Origin of the sequence: Bradyrhizobium altum, from assembly GCF_020889705.1 — a bacterium.
Lineage (GTDB): Bacteria > Pseudomonadota > Alphaproteobacteria > Rhizobiales > Xanthobacteraceae > Bradyrhizobium > Bradyrhizobium altum.
This window is the reverse complement of sequence record NZ_JACMYP010000194.1, coordinates 1-16874: the sequence shown is the minus strand read 5'-3', so window position 1 is coordinate 16874 and position 16874 is coordinate 1. Positions and strand designations below refer to the sequence as shown.

Here is a 16874-nt window from a genome sequence, read left to right as displayed (position 1 = left end):
CGCCGCGACGACGTGGCTGTATTCGGGATGATAATTGTCGCCGGGACCGTAGAGATTGGTCGGCATCACGCTGATGTAATCGGCGCCATACTGGCTGCGATAGGCCTCCACCATCTTGATGCCGGCGATCTTGGCGATGGCATAGGGCTCGTTGGTCGGCTCCAGCGGGCCGGTCAGCATCGAATCCTCGCGCAGCGGCTGCGGCGCCAATCGCGGGTAGATGCAGGACGAGCCGAAGAACATCAGCTTCTCGCACCCATTGGCATGGGCCGCCTGGATCACATTGGTCGAGATCGCCAGATTGTCGTAGAGGAATTCCGCCCGCAGCGTGTTGTTGGCGACGATGCCGCCGACCTTGCCGGCGGCGAGGAACACGGCCTGTGGCCGCTTCGCGGCAAACCAGGCGTTGACCGCGGCCTGGTCGCGCAGGTCGACCTCGCTGCGCGATACCGTCAGCAGATCGGCCCCTTCGCGCGCCAGCCGGCGCATCAGCGCCGAACCGACCATGCCGCGATGGCCGGCAACGAAAACCGTCTTGTCCTTCAGTTCAAACGCCGTGCTTGCCATTGGCTGCATCCTGCCTGGCCTCGACGAGATCGCTGGCGACCATTTCCTTCACCAGCTGCGCGAACGGCGTCTTCGGCGCCCAGCCGAGCTTGGCGCGTGCCTTGCTGGCATCACCGATCAGAAGATCGACCTCGGTCGGGCGGAAATAGGTCGGGTCGATCTGCACCAGGGTGTTGCCGGACGCCTTGTCGACACCGATCTCCTCGACGCCCTTGCCGCGCCATTCGATGCTGCGGCCGACCTCCGCAAATGCCAGCTCGACGAATTCGCGGACCGAACGCGTCTCGCCGGTCGCGAGCACGAAATCGCCAGGCTCGTCCGCCTGCAGGATTCGGTGCATGCCCTCGACATAGTCGCGGGCATGGCCCCAGTCGCGCTTGGCATCGAGATTGCCGAGGTAGAGCTTGTTCTCCAGGCCGACCTCGATGCGGGCGACGGCGCGCGTGATCTTGCGCGTCACGAAGGTCTCGCCGCGGATCGGGCTCTCATGGTTGAACAGGATACCGTTGCTGGCGAACATGCCATAGGCCTCACGGTAGTTCACCGTGATCCAGTAGCCATAGAGCTTGGCGACGCCATAGGGCGAGCGCGGATAGAACGGCGTGGTCTCCTTCTGCGGTACCTCCTGCACGAGCCCGTAAAGCTCCGAGGTCGACGCCTGATAGAACCGCGTCTCCTTTTCCATGCCGAGGATGCGGATTGCCTCCAAAAGGCGCAGTACGCCGATGGCATCGGCATTGGCGGTGTATTCCGGGCTCTCGAAACTGACCTGGACATGGCTCTGGGCGGCCAGATTGTAGATCTCGGTCGGCCGGATCTGCTGCGTCAGGCGGATCAGATTGGTCGAATCGGTCATGTCGCCGTAGTGCATCAGAAACGGTACATCGCCGGCGTGCGGATCCTGGTAGAGATGGTCGACGCGCGCGGTGTTGAACGAGGACGAGCGACGCTTGACCCCGTGCACGGTGTAGCCGAGCCCGAGCAGATATTCGGTGAGATACGCGCCATCCTGCCCGGTGATGCCGGTGATCAGCGCTACGCGCCGCTTTGAGTCCTGAGCCGCCATGGTCTCTCTTAGTTGCGCCGGAAAGACAGCCTGTCCTTGAAGCGCTATTTGCGAAGCCGTTTCTCGAGAAATCCAGATGCGCAAGCGCTCTACCCGCAATTAGAGGAGAGCGATCGTCAGCTCCAGTCATACAGATCACGCAGCAATGCACACTATATACATTGATTTATATTGGACTGGAGCGAGCCACCTCCATTAAGTTTCAAAAAATGAAGTCAACTAGCCCTCGCAACCTGCCTGATACCGCGATGATCCTAGGCAGGCGAGATGAACGGAAAACACTGGTTACCCGCGGCCGGGCGCACTTGCGCCAGGCGATAATTCCAATGAAATAGCAGCCGAAGGTCTGTGTTCCTCAGGCGCATGTATGCATTCGCGTGGTCTCCGTATGAGCGGGAGAGTGACGTGCTGAGGCCGCAGTCGTCAATGCATTTGTCGGAATGACGGCATACAAGCCAGCATACAGTCAAGCCTGTGCATCAATTCGTAGTCTGCAAAGCGTCGGTACATTTAACTTCCGAACAGAATGCTCAGTCTGGGCAGCCGACTCATCAACCATGATCAGCGCCTTTACCAATATCCAACTCGCGGCACGTAGTGGACGATCGACGCAAGACACAGTGAGAAAGAGTAGCAAACGTTGGTATAGATCCTCGAACGTTTCTATATCGAAACCTTACGTTCGTACAATAGAGCTTCGATGCCAATCGTTTAGCGTCATCCCGACAAGCACAACGTTGCCTCGGTTCGAGTATGAGGAGCCTCTTAAATTCGCGCGACAGATTGTTTCCAGTAACATAGGACAATTCACGCCTACCGTCTGGTTCGAATGTCCTCAATCTATGGAGCAGACTATTTGCGCGATATGTCCGCAGCGGATTGTTGCGACGACGACAGGTATCGTTGCAACCTAGCGAGTCTGCACGGATCGGAATTCGATACCGCACAAAGCGATCACGCTATTCGCAGCCGCATCGCAGTTTGTACCTCGGGTAGCCAAAAGCGAAAGTAGGCGGGCGAAGCGATGATGGCTGAAAGAGATCTAACTCACTCTTGTGAATGCGGCGGCGATACAGGTAACCGCGAGAAATCCCGAACTTGACACCTGTTACCATCGGGCAAGTTAATTTCACGACGGGATTCCTGTGGGGCAACGTCAGGCTCCTTGAACTTGGGCTGCGTTGATCGATATGTGTGGAATTGTCGGCATCTTGGGGCGTGGTCCGGTCGTTGGGCAGTTGGTCGCTTCGCTCAAGCGATTGGAATATCGTGGCTACGACTCCGCAGGCCTGGCGACGCTCGAAGGTCTCCGTATCGAGCGCCGGCGTGCTGCGGGTAAGCTGAGAAACCTTGAGGAGCGCCTGCGCTATTATCCGCCTTCGGGTCATGCCGGTATCGGTCACACCCGCTGGGCGACTCATGGAAAGCCGACCGAGAGCAATGCTCATCCGCATGCGACGGAAAATGTCGCGGTTGTTCATAACGGGATCATTGAGAATTATCGCGAATTGCGAGCCGAACTGGAGCGGGATGGAGCCCATTTTAACTCAGAGACGGACACCGAGGTGGTGGCGCATCTCGTCGAATCTTATCTCATGAACGGCTACTCGCCGCAGGACGCGGTACAAGCGTCGCTGCCGCGGCTGCGCGGAGCCTTCGCGCTGGCTTTCCTTTTCAAGGCCCACGACGATCTTTTGATCGGCGCGCGCAAGGGATCGCCCCTTGCGATCGGACATGGTAACGGCGAGGTGTATCTAGGATCGGACGCGATCGCGCTCGCGCCCTTGACCGACACCATTACCTATCTTGAAGACGGCGACTGGGCCGTGCTTACGCGCGCGATCTGCGTGATCTATAGCGCAGACGGCGCCGTCGTCCAGCGGGAAACATCGAGGTCTGGCGTATCGTCACTCCTGGTGGACAAAGCGAATTATCGCCACTTCATGGCCAAGGAAATCCACGAGCAGCCGACGGTGGCCGGCAAGACATTGGCGCATTATCTCGATATGGCGGCCAAGCGCGTCGCCCTGCCGCTCACGTTGCCGTTTGACTTTAATTCCATTCAGCGCATATCGATTACGGCATGCGGCACGGCAAGCTATGCCGGGCACATTGCCAAATATTGGTTCGAGCGGCTGGCGCGCTTGCCTGTCGAGATCGACGTGGCGTCTGAGTTTCGCTACAGGGAGGCGCCTTTGCGCCAAGGCGATCTCGCGATCGTCATCTCGCAGTCGGGCGAAACCGCTGACACGCTAGCCGCGTTGCGATACGCCAAGAGCCAGGGCCTGCACACGATATCCGTGGTCAACGTCCCGACGTCGACGATCGCGCGCGAGAGCGAATCCGTTCTGCCGACGCTAGCTGGACCAGAAATCGGCGTCGCTTCCACGAAAGCATTCATCTGCCAGCTGATGGTGTTGGCGGCGCTTGCCGTCGCGGCAGGCAAAGGGCGCGGTAAGCTGTCTGAAATCGACGAATCGAAACTCGTGCGCGAGCTTATCGAAGTGCCGCGGTTGATTGCCGCGGCGCTGTTGACCGAGCCGCAGATCGAGAAGCTCTCGCGTGATATCGCCGAATCGAGGGACGTGCTCTATCTCGGTCGTGGCACATCGGCTCCGCTGGCGATGGAGGGCGCACTCAAGCTGAAGGAAATTTCCTATATTCATTCAGAAGGTTATGCCGCCGGCGAGCTCAAGCACGGACCGATCGCGTTGATCGATGAGGCCGTGCCTGTGGTGGTGATTGCGCCTTACGACGAGGTCTTCGAGAAGACCGTCTCGAACATGCAAGAAGTTGCGGCTCGGAGCGGCAAGATCATCCTGATCACCGATGCGAAGGGGGCTTTGGAAGCGACGGTGGACACACTCATGACCATTGTACTGCCGGAGATGGCCGCAAGCTTTACGCCGATAGTCTATGCCATTCCAGTGCAGCTGTTGGCTTACCATACCGCCCTCGTAAGGGGCGCGGACGTGGATCAGCCGCGTAATCTCGCGAAATCGGTGACTGTCGAGTGAGGCCGCAGCGTTAGCATCGGTACATCGACGCCTCGGCGTCGAGCCGTTGGGCTTGCGTTTGGTCGCGTCGGTTTTGTGGATGACGGAACCGGACAAGTTCTCAATTTGCTGTATCCGAAGTTGTTCGTAGCTGCCGCATGGTTGCACGACCTCAGGCAATGCTGTCGTCAGCCGCTCGTCCTCCGCTGAGCGGCGAAACGATACCCTCTAACTAATCTCGTAACTTGCCGACGAGCAACTCGGTGCAGACAGCTTCGAGCCGCTCCGCCGCGGCTAATTCAGTGGCAGCGTATACGCGCGACAACCTACTTTCCCAACTGCCAGCATCCGCGCCACGTCTGGCAAGTTGAACATGCGCTTCCACCCTGGGACGATTGCCTCGGATTAGCGGTCCAGTTTCTCCCTTAGATCGAGCGCAGCAGCGGCTCATCCGGTTTGGGTCGCACGTGCCACCGCAGTCCTCCCAGTTCCTACCCGTCATCAAAGAATTATAAGGATTGTTAGAAGCTCGACATTCGCGCGCTAGGTGGAGTCATGGCCAACCCGGGCCAGCGACTGAGAGAGCAAGGAGACGGACCCAAAAGTCAGCCGCGGACAGGCCGTTGGCCTCGTCGTCAACGCCTTTGCGAAAGACGTTCTGCAAAAGCTGCCGATGGAGTCCGCAGTGGAGGCGCAGAAGCTGATTTCGATCTCGCTCGAGGGATCTGTCGGATAACCAAACGTCCCGTGAGCCTCCCGAATTCGGCTCGCCATTCCCGATGACGCATTTCAGGGATCAGATCAGAATGACGCTACTCGAAGTCCGAGATTTGCATGTTGGTGTCCAGGGCCGAGAAATTATTCGCGGCCTCGATCTTAACGTCGATGCGGGTGAGGTGCACGCGATCATGGGGCCCAACGGATCCGGTAAATCGACCCTGTCCCACGTCATCGCGGGCAAGGGGGGTATGAAGTCACCGGTGAAGGTCCGAAGAAGTTATACTCGCACCACGGAATTTTCCATTCCGTCGGAGCAAGAAATTCGAAGCGGTATATCTGGCCCTGAGGATCAAGCTCACACTATGCGTGGAATTGCCCTGCCCGATTCTCGAGCGTTTCCGTGATCGCAGTACGCTGCGATCACGCTCACCGAAGGCGACCGTAACAAGGAAAACCGACTGCAAGGCCGAGCTGGCCGACACAGGCCTGCGAGTACTATCGATGCTTGCCGAGACCTATAGGTGCTCACCTTCTGCGATGACGATGCTGCAGAGTGCATGACGTCATCATCCTCCTCAGCTCAGCGCAAGGTGCCTCACCACCTAGCCATGGCCGGCTCGCCGAATCACGAGAATAGCTGCCTCGCCTTGATAAGCGCATGCACGAGCACATCGAATGTCCCGTCTGCGTTCTGCCCGCCAGCCGGAAGCGTGGACAAGACGAGCCCTCCTGGCGCGGGTGGCCTTTTCTCCGGCGGGAGAACTATAACATTTTTGGCAAAATGGGGCAATCCTTTCGCCGCCAAGAGACTGCCCTTACCAACATCACCGGCAATGGCATCGCCGCCGTGTTCGTATCCTGGTGGGAAGTCGCCACTGATCCGCATAGGCTTTCCGGTTTTTGATCGGCATCACCATCACCGCTCCCCTGTATGGGGCTATCAGGGCGGCCTGAATGTGCCGGTGAAGATCCTCGACAAGATCTTCGACGAGATCGACAAGAAGACCAACGTTCTTGGCAAAACTGACTACAGCTTCGACATCATTCGTTGATGACGGACAGTGCGCGTGCCATCGCCGAGAACACTCGACGATGGCACAAGCGCACGATGGTTGACCTTGCAATTAGCTTCCGCGGAGAGGAGAAACGGATGAGTTCGCTAGCGGCCACGGTCCAGAATATCTTCAACGAGCCGGGCTGCGCCAAGAATGGCAGAAAGTCGGAGGCTGAGCGCAAGAAGGGCTGCACCAAGCAGCTGCAGCCGGGTAGCGCTGCCGGCGGCTGTGCTTTCGACGGCGCCAAGATTGCGCTGCAGCCGTTCACGGACGTCGCTCACTTGGTGCATGGTCCGATCGCCTGCGAAGGTAATTCCTGGGACAATCGCGGCGCGGCGTCTTCCGGTTCGAATCTGTGGCGCACTGCATTCACGACCGATTTGAGCGAAACCGATATCGTGTTCGGAGGCGAGAAGCGGCTCTGCGAAGCGATCAAGGAAATCATCGACAAGTGTGACCCGCCCGCCATCTTCGTCGATCAAACCTGCATTCCGGCGATGATCGGCGACGACGTCAACGCGGTCTGTAAGGCAGCATCTCAAAGGTTCGGAAAGCCGGTGATCCCGATTAATTCCCCGGGCTTCGTCGGCTCCAAGAACCTCGGTAACAAGCCCGCCGGCGAGGCCTTACTCGACTATGTGATCGGAACGCAAGAGCCCGACTACACCACGCCGTACGATATCAACCTGATCGGGGAATACAACCTTTCGGGAGAGCTCTGGCAGGTGAAGCCACTGTTAGACGAGCTTGGAGTGCGGATTCTCTCCTGCATCTCCGGCGATGGTAAATATAGCCAAGTCGCTTCCTCTCATCGCGCCCGGGCGGCGATGTTGGTGTGTTCAAAGTCCATGATCAACGTCGCACGCAAGATGGACCAACGCTACGGGATCCCGTTCTTCGAGGGGTCGTTCTACGGTATTCAAGATTCGAGCGAATCGCTGCGCCAGATTGCCCGCTTGTTGGTTGAGCGCGGCGCGCCGAAAGATCTTCTCGGGCGCACCCAAGCGGTGATCGCGCGCGAGAAAGCGTGGGCCTGGGCTGCGATCGAGCCGTACAAGCCACGATTCGAAGGCAAGAAGGCCTTGTTGATTACCGGCGGCGTCAAGTCATGGTCGGTCGTTGCGGCGCTCCAGCAAGCCGGGCTCGAGTTAGTCGGAACCAGCGTGAAGAAATCAACCAGGGAAGACAAGGAGCGCATCAAGGAGCTCCTGGGGCAGGATGCCCACATGATCGAGGACAGACGCCGCGCGAAATGTACAGGATGTTGAAGGACGCAAAAGCGGACATCATGCTATCGGGCGGCAAGTCGCAGTTCGTCGCGCCGAAAGCGGCGATGCCCTGGCTCGATATCAACCAGGAGCGTTGCCACGCCTTTATGGGCTAAGTCGGAATGGTCAAGCTGGTGGAGGAGATCGACGAGTCGCTCTCCAATCCGATGTGGGGACAGCTACGTCGACCGGCACCATGGGAGGCCTTGGCCAAGGCGATGGAGCGGCTGCAATCGCCGGTGGTCGCGATCGCCCGCGACCCGGCGCTCGCCGAAGCCGCGCGCCGCGCGAGGAAGATCTGCTTCTGTAACACCGTCGATCTCGGCACGATCGAGGATGCGATCTACGCGCATGGTCTGACGACCGTCGCAGCGGTCACAGAGCATACCAAGGCGGTCGGTGGCTGCTGCCAAAGACGCATCGAAGGTATATTGGTGTCCGAGCCATCCGTCACGCGACAGGCGGTAGAATAGGGAGGCGTCATGGCCATCGTCACGGCGCCGACAAAGGCCTGCGCTGTCAACCCGCTGAAGATGAGCCAGCCGATCGGCGGCGCATTCGCCTTCATGGGGCTGCGTGGGGCGATGCCGCTGCTGCACGGCTCCCAGGGATGCACATCCTTCGGGCTCACGCTCTTTGTCCGGCATTTCAAGGAGGCAGTACCGCTGCAAACCACCGCGATGAGTGAGGTCGCGACCGTCCTCGGCGGCTATGAGAACCTCGAGCAGGCGATACTGAACATCTACAACCGTACCAAGCCAAAGATCATCGGAATCTGCTCCACCGGCGTCACCGAAACCAACGGCGACGATGTGGATGCCTACCTCAAGCTAATCCGGAGCAAGCATCCGCAGCTCGCAAAGTTGCCGCTGGTCTATGTCTCGACACCTGATTTCAAGGGCGCGTTTCAGGACGGCCGGGAGAAAGCTGTGGCACGCATTGCGGAGGTGCTGGTGGAAGGGCCCAACGCCAATGGCCTGCGGGATCCGTCGAAGGTGAATGTTCTGCCGGGGTGTCACCTGACGCCCGGCGATCTTGATGAACTCCGTGTCATACTGGAGGATTTCGGGTTGCGCCCGTCGTTCCTCCCTGACCTGGCGGGGTCGCTCGATGGGCATATCCCTGATGAGTTTACGCCAACGACCATCGGCAGCATCGGCGTCGATGAAATTACGAGCATGGGCCGCGCCGGGTGGACGATTGCGATCGGCGCGCAGATGCGGCGAGCGGCAGAGGTCATGCAGGTCAAAACCGGCGTGGCTTTTCGCATCTTCGAGCGGCTGTGTGGTCTCGGTCCTAACGACGAGTTCATGACGTTTTGAGTGAGATCAGCGGCCGCCCCATACCATTGAAATATCGGCGCCAGCGCGGTCAGCTCGCCGATGCAATGCTGGACGCGCACTTCCATATTGGCGGTCGCAAACTTGCGATCGGCGCTGAGCCGGACCTCCTGTTCGACCTCTCCGGCATGCTGCATGACATGGGCGCGCAGGTGACCGCGGCCGTGACGACCACCCAGTCGGTGGTGATCGAGCGGACCAAGACCAAGGAGGTACTCATTGGCGATCTCGAGGATCTGGAGGACCTTGCCAAAACACGGCATTGCGACCTGCTGATCACGCATTCGCATGGCAGGCAAGCGGCGGCTCGGTTGAAAATCCCGTTCTATCGTACGGGTTTTCCGATGTTCGATCGACTTGGCGCAGGACACCAACTATCCGTGGGCTATCGTGGTACCCGCAATCTGATCTTCGATATCGCAAATCTCGTGATCGCGCACCGCGAGGAGAGCCATCAGCCTACGCCCGATAGCTGGCGGACTGCGTCCGGACTGCCACGATGCTCGGGGTATCGCAGCTCCGCCGGCGCAGCTGAGAGGTCGATTGCATGAAGGTCGCATTCGCCACTCAAGACTTGAGACGCGTCGATGCTCATTTCGGTTGGGCAAAGAATATCGCTATCTAAGATGTCGCGCCAGGCGGGCACGTGTTTCTCAAAGCGGTTGAGTTTGAGGGCGATCTTAAGGAAGACGGCAACGACGACAAGTTGGCGCCGAAGATCGAGGCGATCAAGGATTGCGCAATCCTTTACGTCGCCGCCATCGGCGGCGCCGGGGCCGCGCGGGTGGTGACCAACAAGATCCATCCTATCAAGGTGAACAAGCCAGAAAGCATTCTGGTGCTGCTCGAAAAACTCGAACACGCCCTGAAGGGCACGCCGCCTCCCTGGCTACGCAAGGCATTGGCAAAGGACCAACGGCGTACGTTCGAGTTAGACGAATGAGGTGATATGAGCGCAAAAATAGAGCAGAAGGGCAGCACCGTCGATGCGCCGATCCTCATGGAGCTGGTCAAGATTTGGCGCGCTCAGGACACCAACGGAGTCTGGGAGGCGAAGAGCGATCTCGACTTGCTCGAACCCTATATCTTGGACAAGGAGAAACGGCGCGCATCGCCGATTGTCGGCGATCCCGATCCCGATACGGTGTGGCGGCTTGAGCTGTTCTTCGACGCGGTCGCGCTCTCGATCGAGAGGGTGACCGGCGTGATGATCCAACCGATTGTGAAGCTGCATCATGAAGGCTTCGGCCGCGTGGTGCTGATCGGAGGCCGGCTGATCGCCGTGAACAAGCAGCTGCGCGATGTGCATCGCTTCGGCTTCGATAGTTTCGCAAAGCTCTCGCAGGAAGGTGACAAATATGTCAGCGACGGAATCGACCTGATTCGGAAAATTCCGGACGTGGCGAACTATTGAGGGCACTCATGAGCGATCGTGAAACACTTAAAGCAGAACTAAAGAAACTGTCTGCCAGGGCGATACAAGCCAAGATGGATCTGCACGACCTTTCGGAAGAAGTGCCCGTCAACTGGACCTCGATCATGGCGGTGGCGCAGAAGGCGCACGATGCCTATGCCGAACTCGAGCGCAAGAGCCATGATTTGAAGGCGCTGGAAAACACTTAAAGGGGCCCGACTCATGTCATTTGCAACGCGCGATGGCCGCGACTGGACGCCAGACTACCTGGTCTCGATCGATGGCAAGAAGTGCATCGGCTGTGGCCGCTGTTTCAAGGTGTGCGGCCGAGACGTCATGACGTTGAAAGGAATCAACGAGGAGGGCGAGCTTGTCGACCTCGACGATGACGAGGATGATGAGATCGAGAAGAAAATCATGGTGCTGAACGATCAGGGCGCCTGCATCGGCTGCGCCGCTTGCGCCAGGGTTTGCCCGGCTAACTGCCAGACCCACGCTTCAGCCGCAGCGGAAGCCGCGTGAGCGAAGGCTGGCTCTCTCGCAGCAGGCGGAATATATGCGAGGAAGACCGATTGTTGATCAGGCGAATCCGCAATGGAGACGGGGCTGGCGGGCTTGAAAGGCCTCGATCGTTCACCGAGCAGCAAGACGGAACGAGCGGAGATATCGGCGCATAGGCTGCTTGGTCCTTGAGGCAGGCCGCACCGATTGAGTGGCGCTCCGCTCGCGAATCGTTCTCCTATCGCAAGGTCCAAGTTTTCGCGAAAGGCGTCCTGGCCCTTGCGCGGGCCCGGCGGATGATCAAGTTGCCTTCGTGGTCGTCACAGATTGCGAATTGCTGGTTTCCGAAGTGGCCGCTGCTGCGGAGCAAATGGTGCCCCTTTATCCTGTGGCGTACCCGGTTGCAGGAGCGTACGTCGGCCGCGGTGGGCCGGGCTATGGACAATTGTCTGCCCTATCACGGCCGATCGCGTTGAAGCGGATGTGACGGCGGTAGCTGTGCCTCCTGCGCACTTCTCCATTGGTAACCCGGATGGCACACGGCAAAAGCACCGGGCGGAAATGCAGCACGCAAGCCGCCGCTCCTCGACACACGGCTGCATGGTCAAACCGGGTATCTCAATGGCGGGCCAAGGTCCGATGGGAGGGCGGTGGTGTAAATCTGTGCCGTCAGGCGTCACGACCTTGATGGATCAAGCGCCGGCGATATTACGCCGTCAGCCTACGATTGCAGATGGTGACCGGCGAGTGTTTGTGATTCGCGCGCGGATTTGTGCGTGGAGCGCAGCTTCCGAACGCGTAGCCGTTGAGATAGAGCAGGTCGAACGCGACCAGGACGATCTTCCTCGACCGCCCCTTGAGCTCGAACAATCCGTCGTACCATCAGCCGCCGGCACTCCCCTCGTCGCCGAAGATCGGGCTTCCGGCGGAAACGTGCCAGGCTTCGCTGGCGATTGCGGAACCGGTGCGCCCGAGGCCCGGCGGATGAAGATCTTGATGGCTTCGTTCGTTGTGAACCTGCCCGCGATAGCCGTCGAACTTGATTGCGTAAATCCATCTGGCGCCAGTCGGCACGCGCCAGAGCCGCTTCGATCAACCCCGAACAAGAGCCTCGTTGCCAGCTTGGCCGGCTTTCGGCGCTGAAACGCCGCTATAGGACTCCAACGAGAACGAGGTCCACAATCCCAAGCGATAGGCGAACGATCACGAAGCCGCCCGGCGTCGACGCTTTGCAGCGTTCTCAGCCCATCTAGGTGACCAGGCAGACGGAAAGGGGGCTCACGCTGCGAGCGTGCGCCCCCCTTTGGCCAAGACTTTTGCGCTCACGCGCGCAACGGCGAAATGCCCGTCATTTCCCGCCGCGTGCTGCTATCGCAGCTACTACTCCACGCGCAACCCCCTAAAAGCGCGCGCCAGGTAAAATGAAGGATCATCGTCGGAGGACTCCGTCTCGAAGCTCTCTTGAGTATCGCTATCGCTATCCTCGACTTTTGAAAGATACTTCGTAGGCCTGTCTACCCGCTGCCACTCGTCGTTCTCGTTCTTCGTCCACACTTCGGGATGCTGGTTAGGATCAAGCACCCAGTGATTACGGCCCACGTGAACAAAGCCCATTTCCGCCAGACGAGGTTCCATGGCTTCACCGGCAGGACGTGACAAGACCAACGGATGATCGCCGTCCATTCGCAGTTGATGTTCCAGCAGGATATCGCCCGCGTTCTCGACCAGCGGATGAGTAACCCGAAGATCTACCACGGACGTGATATGGTTGCGCCCGAACTGTTGCTGAAAATGGTCTCCTTTAATCCGAGCCGGGCCTCCTGCTCTTAAAAGCCCAACAGTTTCGTCGCCTAACTGATAGCTGTAAAATCGTGCCGGCTTGTCTGGATCATCGAAGGTGTTGGCATAACCTCCAGCAACCGTTGCTGCGCGCTCAGCTTTCTCGGACACGAAATCCGAGTACTCTTGTGGGTTACCGGCAATGTGCCTGATGTCACTGCCCAGGAATCTCCTCACTCCTTCCATGAAGGACGAACGGTCGATCTCTATAATGGGCGGTTCGGAAGCCAGAGAGTACGGCCCCGTTGTCCCGGACGACGACCCACCCGGCTCCATGCCTGCAACCGTTTCCGCAAAGCGGGGGCTATCTCCCGCTTCTCCCGGTTCATCAGCTTGGCTAGCGCTTGTGGACTGGCTGGATGAGCCAACGATTCTGCCATACATCAGACTCTCCTATCGGCAGAATTGCACGCGATTGAGCTCGTGCCGCGCAAGCTCTGCGGCGAGGATATACAACCTAGCTGACCACAACCTGACCAAAGCATCCGCCCGCACTCCGACGCGACGGCTACGCAAGCCGAGTCAAAGAAACTCATCGCAGACACTGACATTCAGTTCAGCGAAAGTGGCGAGGTCGACGCGCAATGTTCGAGCACGCTTGCAAGATCGGATGATAAGGGCGTCGTCTCGAAGGTCGCCGACAGCCCCTATGTCTCGGGCCGTGGCAGCATTCGGCTGAAGAAGCCCTGTGCCCGGCGGGAGACGCTGACCATCACCGGCGCTACCCTAGACTCTTATGTCCGTAGTCAATGCTATTTAAGCATGAGCAAAGTCCGGACGTCGAGGTGGACGCCGGGGGGTTTGTCTGAGTGAAGCTGCACAGAGCAGGAGATGGGGCGCTCAAGACGACGGTCGATCAGACTCTTATTCGCGGATTGGTTACCGCCTTCCGTGTTTCGTCTCAGGGCTGACCCGGCATCTAGAGGCGGGCGTCGAGCGGAGCTCGGCCACGTAGTCTAGCCAGGGGTTCCCTTCCGTGGCCCCATCCCCAGCGCTGTGCAGTTGGATGAATGCCCGCCGCCTCAGGTAAGCGGATGCACCTCCTGGCCGATGGCCCAAAGAAAGGCGGCCATCTCGCGGGCGATCGCCGCGATGGCCACCGGCGCCTTCTTGCCGGCTGTTATCAGGCGACGATAACGAGCGCAGAGTCTGACCTGGGCTCGCCAGGCGATGTCGCGGACGGCCTTTGGCAGCTGTTCAATGCGGGTTTGCAGGGTCTCACTGACGCGTGCTGGATAGCGATAGGTCCATGCCCCTTCGATGAGGACGCGGCGAGCACGGCGATTACCAGTGAGAGTAAGGCCAGCTCGCCGCACGGTGTTGCCGGTCGAACGCTCTGAAGGCACGAGGCCGAGGAACGACATGAGTTGGCGTGGGTTGTCGAACCGACGCACGTCGCCAATCTCCGCCACGAATGTGATGGCCACGAGAAAGGATACGCCACGCATTGCCTGACATGCCGCGACGACAGGCGCCATTGACCAGCTTGGGACGACTACGGCGAGCTGCTGGTCGAGACCGTGTAACCGTCCGACCGCGTCCTCGATCGCGTTGATGGTATCTTGGAAGACGATTTGCTGCGCTGGGTGCTCGAAGCTTTGCTGCGCAAGCCAACGCCAATGAGCGCGGGTCCAATGTTTAAGTCCAGTGAAGATCCGACCATGACGGAGTAGGAAAGCCACCAATTGCTGCCGCTTTTTGCGCAAATCGTCCGCTGCTGACTCGCGCGCTCGCGTCAGGTCACGAACAGCTTCATGGACCGCATCCGGCACCCATACCGAGGTCAGTTCGCCCGCTCGATGCAACCGCGCCAGCGTGACGGCATCACGTCGATTGGTCTTAACGCGGTCGCCAGGCTTTTTTGGCGTAAGTGATGGCGCAACGACCGCGCAATCGTGTCCGAGGTCTTTGATCTGGCGGTGTAGCCCATATCCCGTGGGGCCGGCTTCGTAGCAGACGTGGAGCTTCATATAGCGTGTCGCGAGTTTGCCCATCACCTTCTCGACTGTCGCCGGCGAACTATCGATCTCGCCGAGGTACCGAACCTCTCCTTCTCGGCCGCCCTCAGCCACTGCCAGGGCATGCCTCTTCTTAGATGTATCAAATCCGACGAATGCTTCGCTAAACTTCCGCATGGTCCGTCCTCCGTGCATGAGGCTCGGCTCGGTCCTCCGAGCAACCCTCGCAGTTTTGCACGAAAGGGCGGACCGCCGATCCCAGCGGACGGACATAACGTCTAGACTAAGGAAAATGGGACCGGCACCTAGCTTGGTCGGCGCAAAGGCAATGAACTGAACTATGCTGGGAAAGTCCACCACGGGTTCGACAGGGACTCCGCGGCGAACCTGCAAAAGCGCCTGACGGCGCGAACGCAAAAAAAAGCCCCCGTGACCCATCAAGGGCGGCGGGGCATCCTCGCTGTTGTGATTTGGGAGATCCGTTGCTTCACAGGCCAGGGCCTCGTCAGCTTCTCGAAAGGGTGCCCGAGTAGATTGCTCAGCACAATCTTGACCCTTCCAGTGTAGCAGTATCGTCAGAGGTGCAGCACGCGCCCGTGGAAGGTCAGCAAGCGGACCCGGCGGGGCAAGAAGCCTTTGAGCAGCAAATGGAAGCCGCGCGCCTGGCCGATACGGCGATGCCCGACCTGAGGCCGCGCCGTAGCCCCCCTCACAATGTGGCTAGCGACAGCCAGCAGTCCCCGGACGAGTTGATGGGGGCACTTGCCAGGAGCCACCTCCTGCCAAGCGAGGAGGTCCTCGTCAACGATGAGCATGACACAGCTGAGGTAAGACAAGGGAAGAGACCGAGGACTCTACACAATCCGCAAGGCGTTGCCATTGAGCGGCAGCTGAGCGAGACCGCCAGTTCAGGTGGAGGTGGTCGAGCAGTGCCGGCCGCCACGGCGCTGCAGCCGGCTCAGTCGACGGGGGTTGTGATAGGGCACGACATGCGGCCTCTTTATTCCGAGGATGCTCCCGTTATCTCGCGGCTTGAGGAGGCCGTCGTCGAGGTCGGGATGACGGAAGGCTCCGCCAAGAAGTATGCGACTTCTCTTCGTGGCTTTAGCTGTCGGCTCTTCGCAAAAAAACAAGCCGGGCATTGTTGATCGGCTCGACAGTAAGTCGCTGAGCGGTGACGGTGAGGTGTTCGAGTTCACCGGAAAGCGTAATCCCGAAAAACTCCTTTGCGCCCTGGACCATTTGCGAACCTTCCGGTCGACGGGCATGCCGATCATACGCCGCAACGCAAAGTTCGATCCTCCCCCCCCCCCGGAACGTCGCCCCCGTCGATCCCGAAGACGCAGTACTGATGGAGCCGGGATGCGTCGACATCGCCGCTGCGCGGCATAGCGCGGGCTCGGCGCCGCAGCCGGCTCAGTCGACGGGGATAGCGAGAGGGCACGACATGCGGCCTGTTTATTCCGAGGATGCTCCCGTGGTGCTGGGGCTTGAGGAGGCCCTCGTCAAGGCGGGGACTAGGCGCCTCGACATCGCCGCTGCGCAGCACAGCGCGTGCTCGGCGCTGCAGCCAGCTCAGTCAAGGGGGATTGTTGTGACGGGGGCGGACATGCGGCCTCTTTATTTTGAGGATGCTCGCGATATCTCGAGGCTCCAGGAGGCCCGCCTTCATCAAGGCCGGGATGGCAAAAACCTCCACCAACCATGCAGGTTCTCTTCGTAGCTTTAGCCGTTGGCTCTTCGCAAAAAACAAACCGAGCATTGTTGCTCGGCTCGACAGTAAGTCGTTGAAGGGTGACGTGTCCGAGTTCATCGGAAAGGGTAATCCCCAGAGCCTCCTTAAGGCAATAGACCATCTTCGGACCTTCCGGTCGACAGGCGTGCCGATCGCACACCGCCGCGCCAAGCGCAATCCTCACCCCCAGGACGTGGTCCTCATCAATCCCGAAGGCGCGGTGCTGATGGAGCCGAGGCGCGTCGAGGACGCCGCTGCGCAGCACAGCGCGTGGCAAGAAGCTGGCAGTCGGCCCGAGGAGATGCGGTTACTGCGGGATGATCAACCCGCCCCATCGGTTTTTGTCCAGGAGCACGTCGCGTTAGATCCCGCGCAGATGTCTCGGGGGGAACTTCACCGAGTACTCGAAACGGCG

Annotated in this window: 8 protein-coding genes and 7 pseudogenes; 11 read left to right on the top strand and 4 right to left on the bottom strand. The window is 59.5% G+C overall.

Annotated features, from left to right (window positions below; translation table 11 throughout):
• A partial coding sequence (locus H8B02_RS33940; protein WP_283842284.1) for an NAD-dependent epimerase/dehydratase family protein occupies positions 1-567 on the bottom strand: 567 nt, incomplete at its 3' end.
• Positions 548-1633: a GDP-mannose 4,6-dehydratase gene (gmd, locus tag H8B02_RS33935; protein ID WP_229170214.1), complete on the bottom strand. Its 1086-nt coding sequence runs from the start codon at positions 1631-1633 to the stop codon at positions 548-550. The genes gmd and H8B02_RS33940, both read right to left, overlap by 20 nt.
• Positions 1634-2823: 1190 nt before the next feature.
• On the opposite strand from gmd, the gene glmS reads away from it, so the two are divergent.
• The 9 genes and pseudogenes from glmS to fdxB all read left to right on the top strand — a co-directional run bounded on the left by glmS (position 2824) and on the right by fdxB (position 10948).
• Entirely contained in the window at positions 2824-4650 is a 1827-nt protein-coding gene (glmS, locus tag H8B02_RS33930) for a glutamine--fructose-6-phosphate transaminase (isomerizing) (RefSeq protein ID WP_229170215.1), read from the top strand.
• A 785-nt stretch (positions 4651-5435) separates the two neighbouring features.
• A pseudogene (locus tag H8B02_RS33925) lies at positions 5436-5611 on the top strand (ATP-binding cassette domain-containing protein); the annotation flags it as partial.
• Positions 5612-6218: 607 nt separating this feature from the next.
• A pseudogene (locus H8B02_RS33920) lies at positions 6219-6401 on the top strand (nitrogenase component 1); the annotation flags it as partial.
• 98 nt (positions 6402-6499) lie between these two features.
• Positions 6500-8145, top strand: a pseudogene (nifE, locus tag H8B02_RS33915) (nitrogenase iron-molybdenum cofactor biosynthesis protein NifE).
• Positions 8146-8154: 9 nt separating this feature from the next.
• A pseudogene (nifN, locus tag H8B02_RS33910) lies at positions 8155-9563 on the top strand (nitrogenase iron-molybdenum cofactor biosynthesis protein NifN).
• A pseudogene (gene nifX, locus H8B02_RS33905) lies at positions 9560-9955 on the top strand (nitrogen fixation protein NifX). The pseudogenes nifN and nifX overlap by 4 nt, the downstream one beginning before the upstream one ends.
• A 6-nt stretch (positions 9956-9961) precedes the next feature.
• Positions 9962-10426: a NifX-associated nitrogen fixation protein gene (locus tag H8B02_RS33900; protein WP_229170213.1), complete on the top strand. Its 465-nt coding sequence runs from the start codon at positions 9962-9964 to the stop codon at positions 10424-10426.
• An 8-nt stretch (positions 10427-10434) separates the two neighbouring features.
• Positions 10435-10635, top strand: coding sequence for a CCE_0567 family metalloprotein (locus H8B02_RS33895; protein WP_229170212.1), 201 nt, complete (start codon positions 10435-10437; stop codon positions 10633-10635).
• Between the two features lie 13 nt (positions 10636-10648).
• Complete coding sequence (fdxB, locus tag H8B02_RS33890; protein WP_229170211.1) at positions 10649-10948, top strand: ferredoxin III, nif-specific; 300 nt, start codon at positions 10649-10651, stop codon at positions 10946-10948.
• Between the two features lie 1359 nt (positions 10949-12307).
• Here fdxB and H8B02_RS33885 read toward each other — a convergent pair.
• Together H8B02_RS33885 and H8B02_RS33880 are read right to left on the bottom strand one after the other, a co-directional pair.
• Complete coding sequence (locus H8B02_RS33885; RefSeq protein WP_229170210.1) at positions 12308-13150, bottom strand: host specificity protein; 843 nt, start codon at positions 13148-13150, stop codon at positions 12308-12310.
• 638 nt (positions 13151-13788) lie between these two features.
• Positions 13789-14901 carry an IS110 family RNA-guided transposase gene (locus tag H8B02_RS33880; RefSeq protein ID WP_229170209.1) on the bottom strand — a complete coding sequence of 371 codons (1113 nt, stop codon included), beginning with the start codon at positions 14899-14901 and terminating at the stop codon, positions 13789-13791.
• Between the two features lie 144 nt (positions 14902-15045).
• Here H8B02_RS33880 and H8B02_RS49135 point away from each other — a divergent pair.
• Positions 15046-15291: pseudogene (locus H8B02_RS49135) on the top strand (hypothetical protein); the annotation flags it as partial.
• A gap of 1115 nt (positions 15292-16406) precedes the next feature.
• Positions 16407-16874 (top strand): annotated as a pseudogene (locus H8B02_RS33870) (hypothetical protein); the annotation flags it as partial.

Coding starts and splice junctions, on each gene's coding strand:
- gmd (WP_229170214.1), bottom strand. CDS start 1,633: ATGGCGGCTCAGGACTCAAAGCGGCGCGTAGCGCTGATCACCGGCATC.
- glmS (WP_229170215.1), top strand. CDS start 2,824: ATGTGTGGAATTGTCGGCATCTTGGGGCGTGGTCCGGTCGTTGGGCAG.
- H8B02_RS33900 (WP_229170213.1), top strand. CDS start 9,962: ATGAGCGCAAAAATAGAGCAGAAGGGCAGCACCGTCGATGCGCCGATC.
- H8B02_RS33895 (WP_229170212.1), top strand. CDS start 10,435: ATGAGCGATCGTGAAACACTTAAAGCAGAACTAAAGAAACTGTCTGCC.
- fdxB (WP_229170211.1), top strand. CDS start 10,649: ATGTCATTTGCAACGCGCGATGGCCGCGACTGGACGCCAGACTACCTG.
- H8B02_RS33885 (WP_229170210.1), bottom strand. CDS start 13,150: ATGTATGGCAGAATCGTTGGCTCATCCAGCCAGTCCACAAGCGCTAGC.
- H8B02_RS33880 (WP_229170209.1), bottom strand. CDS start 14,901: ATGCGGAAGTTTAGCGAAGCATTCGTCGGATTTGATACATCTAAGAAG.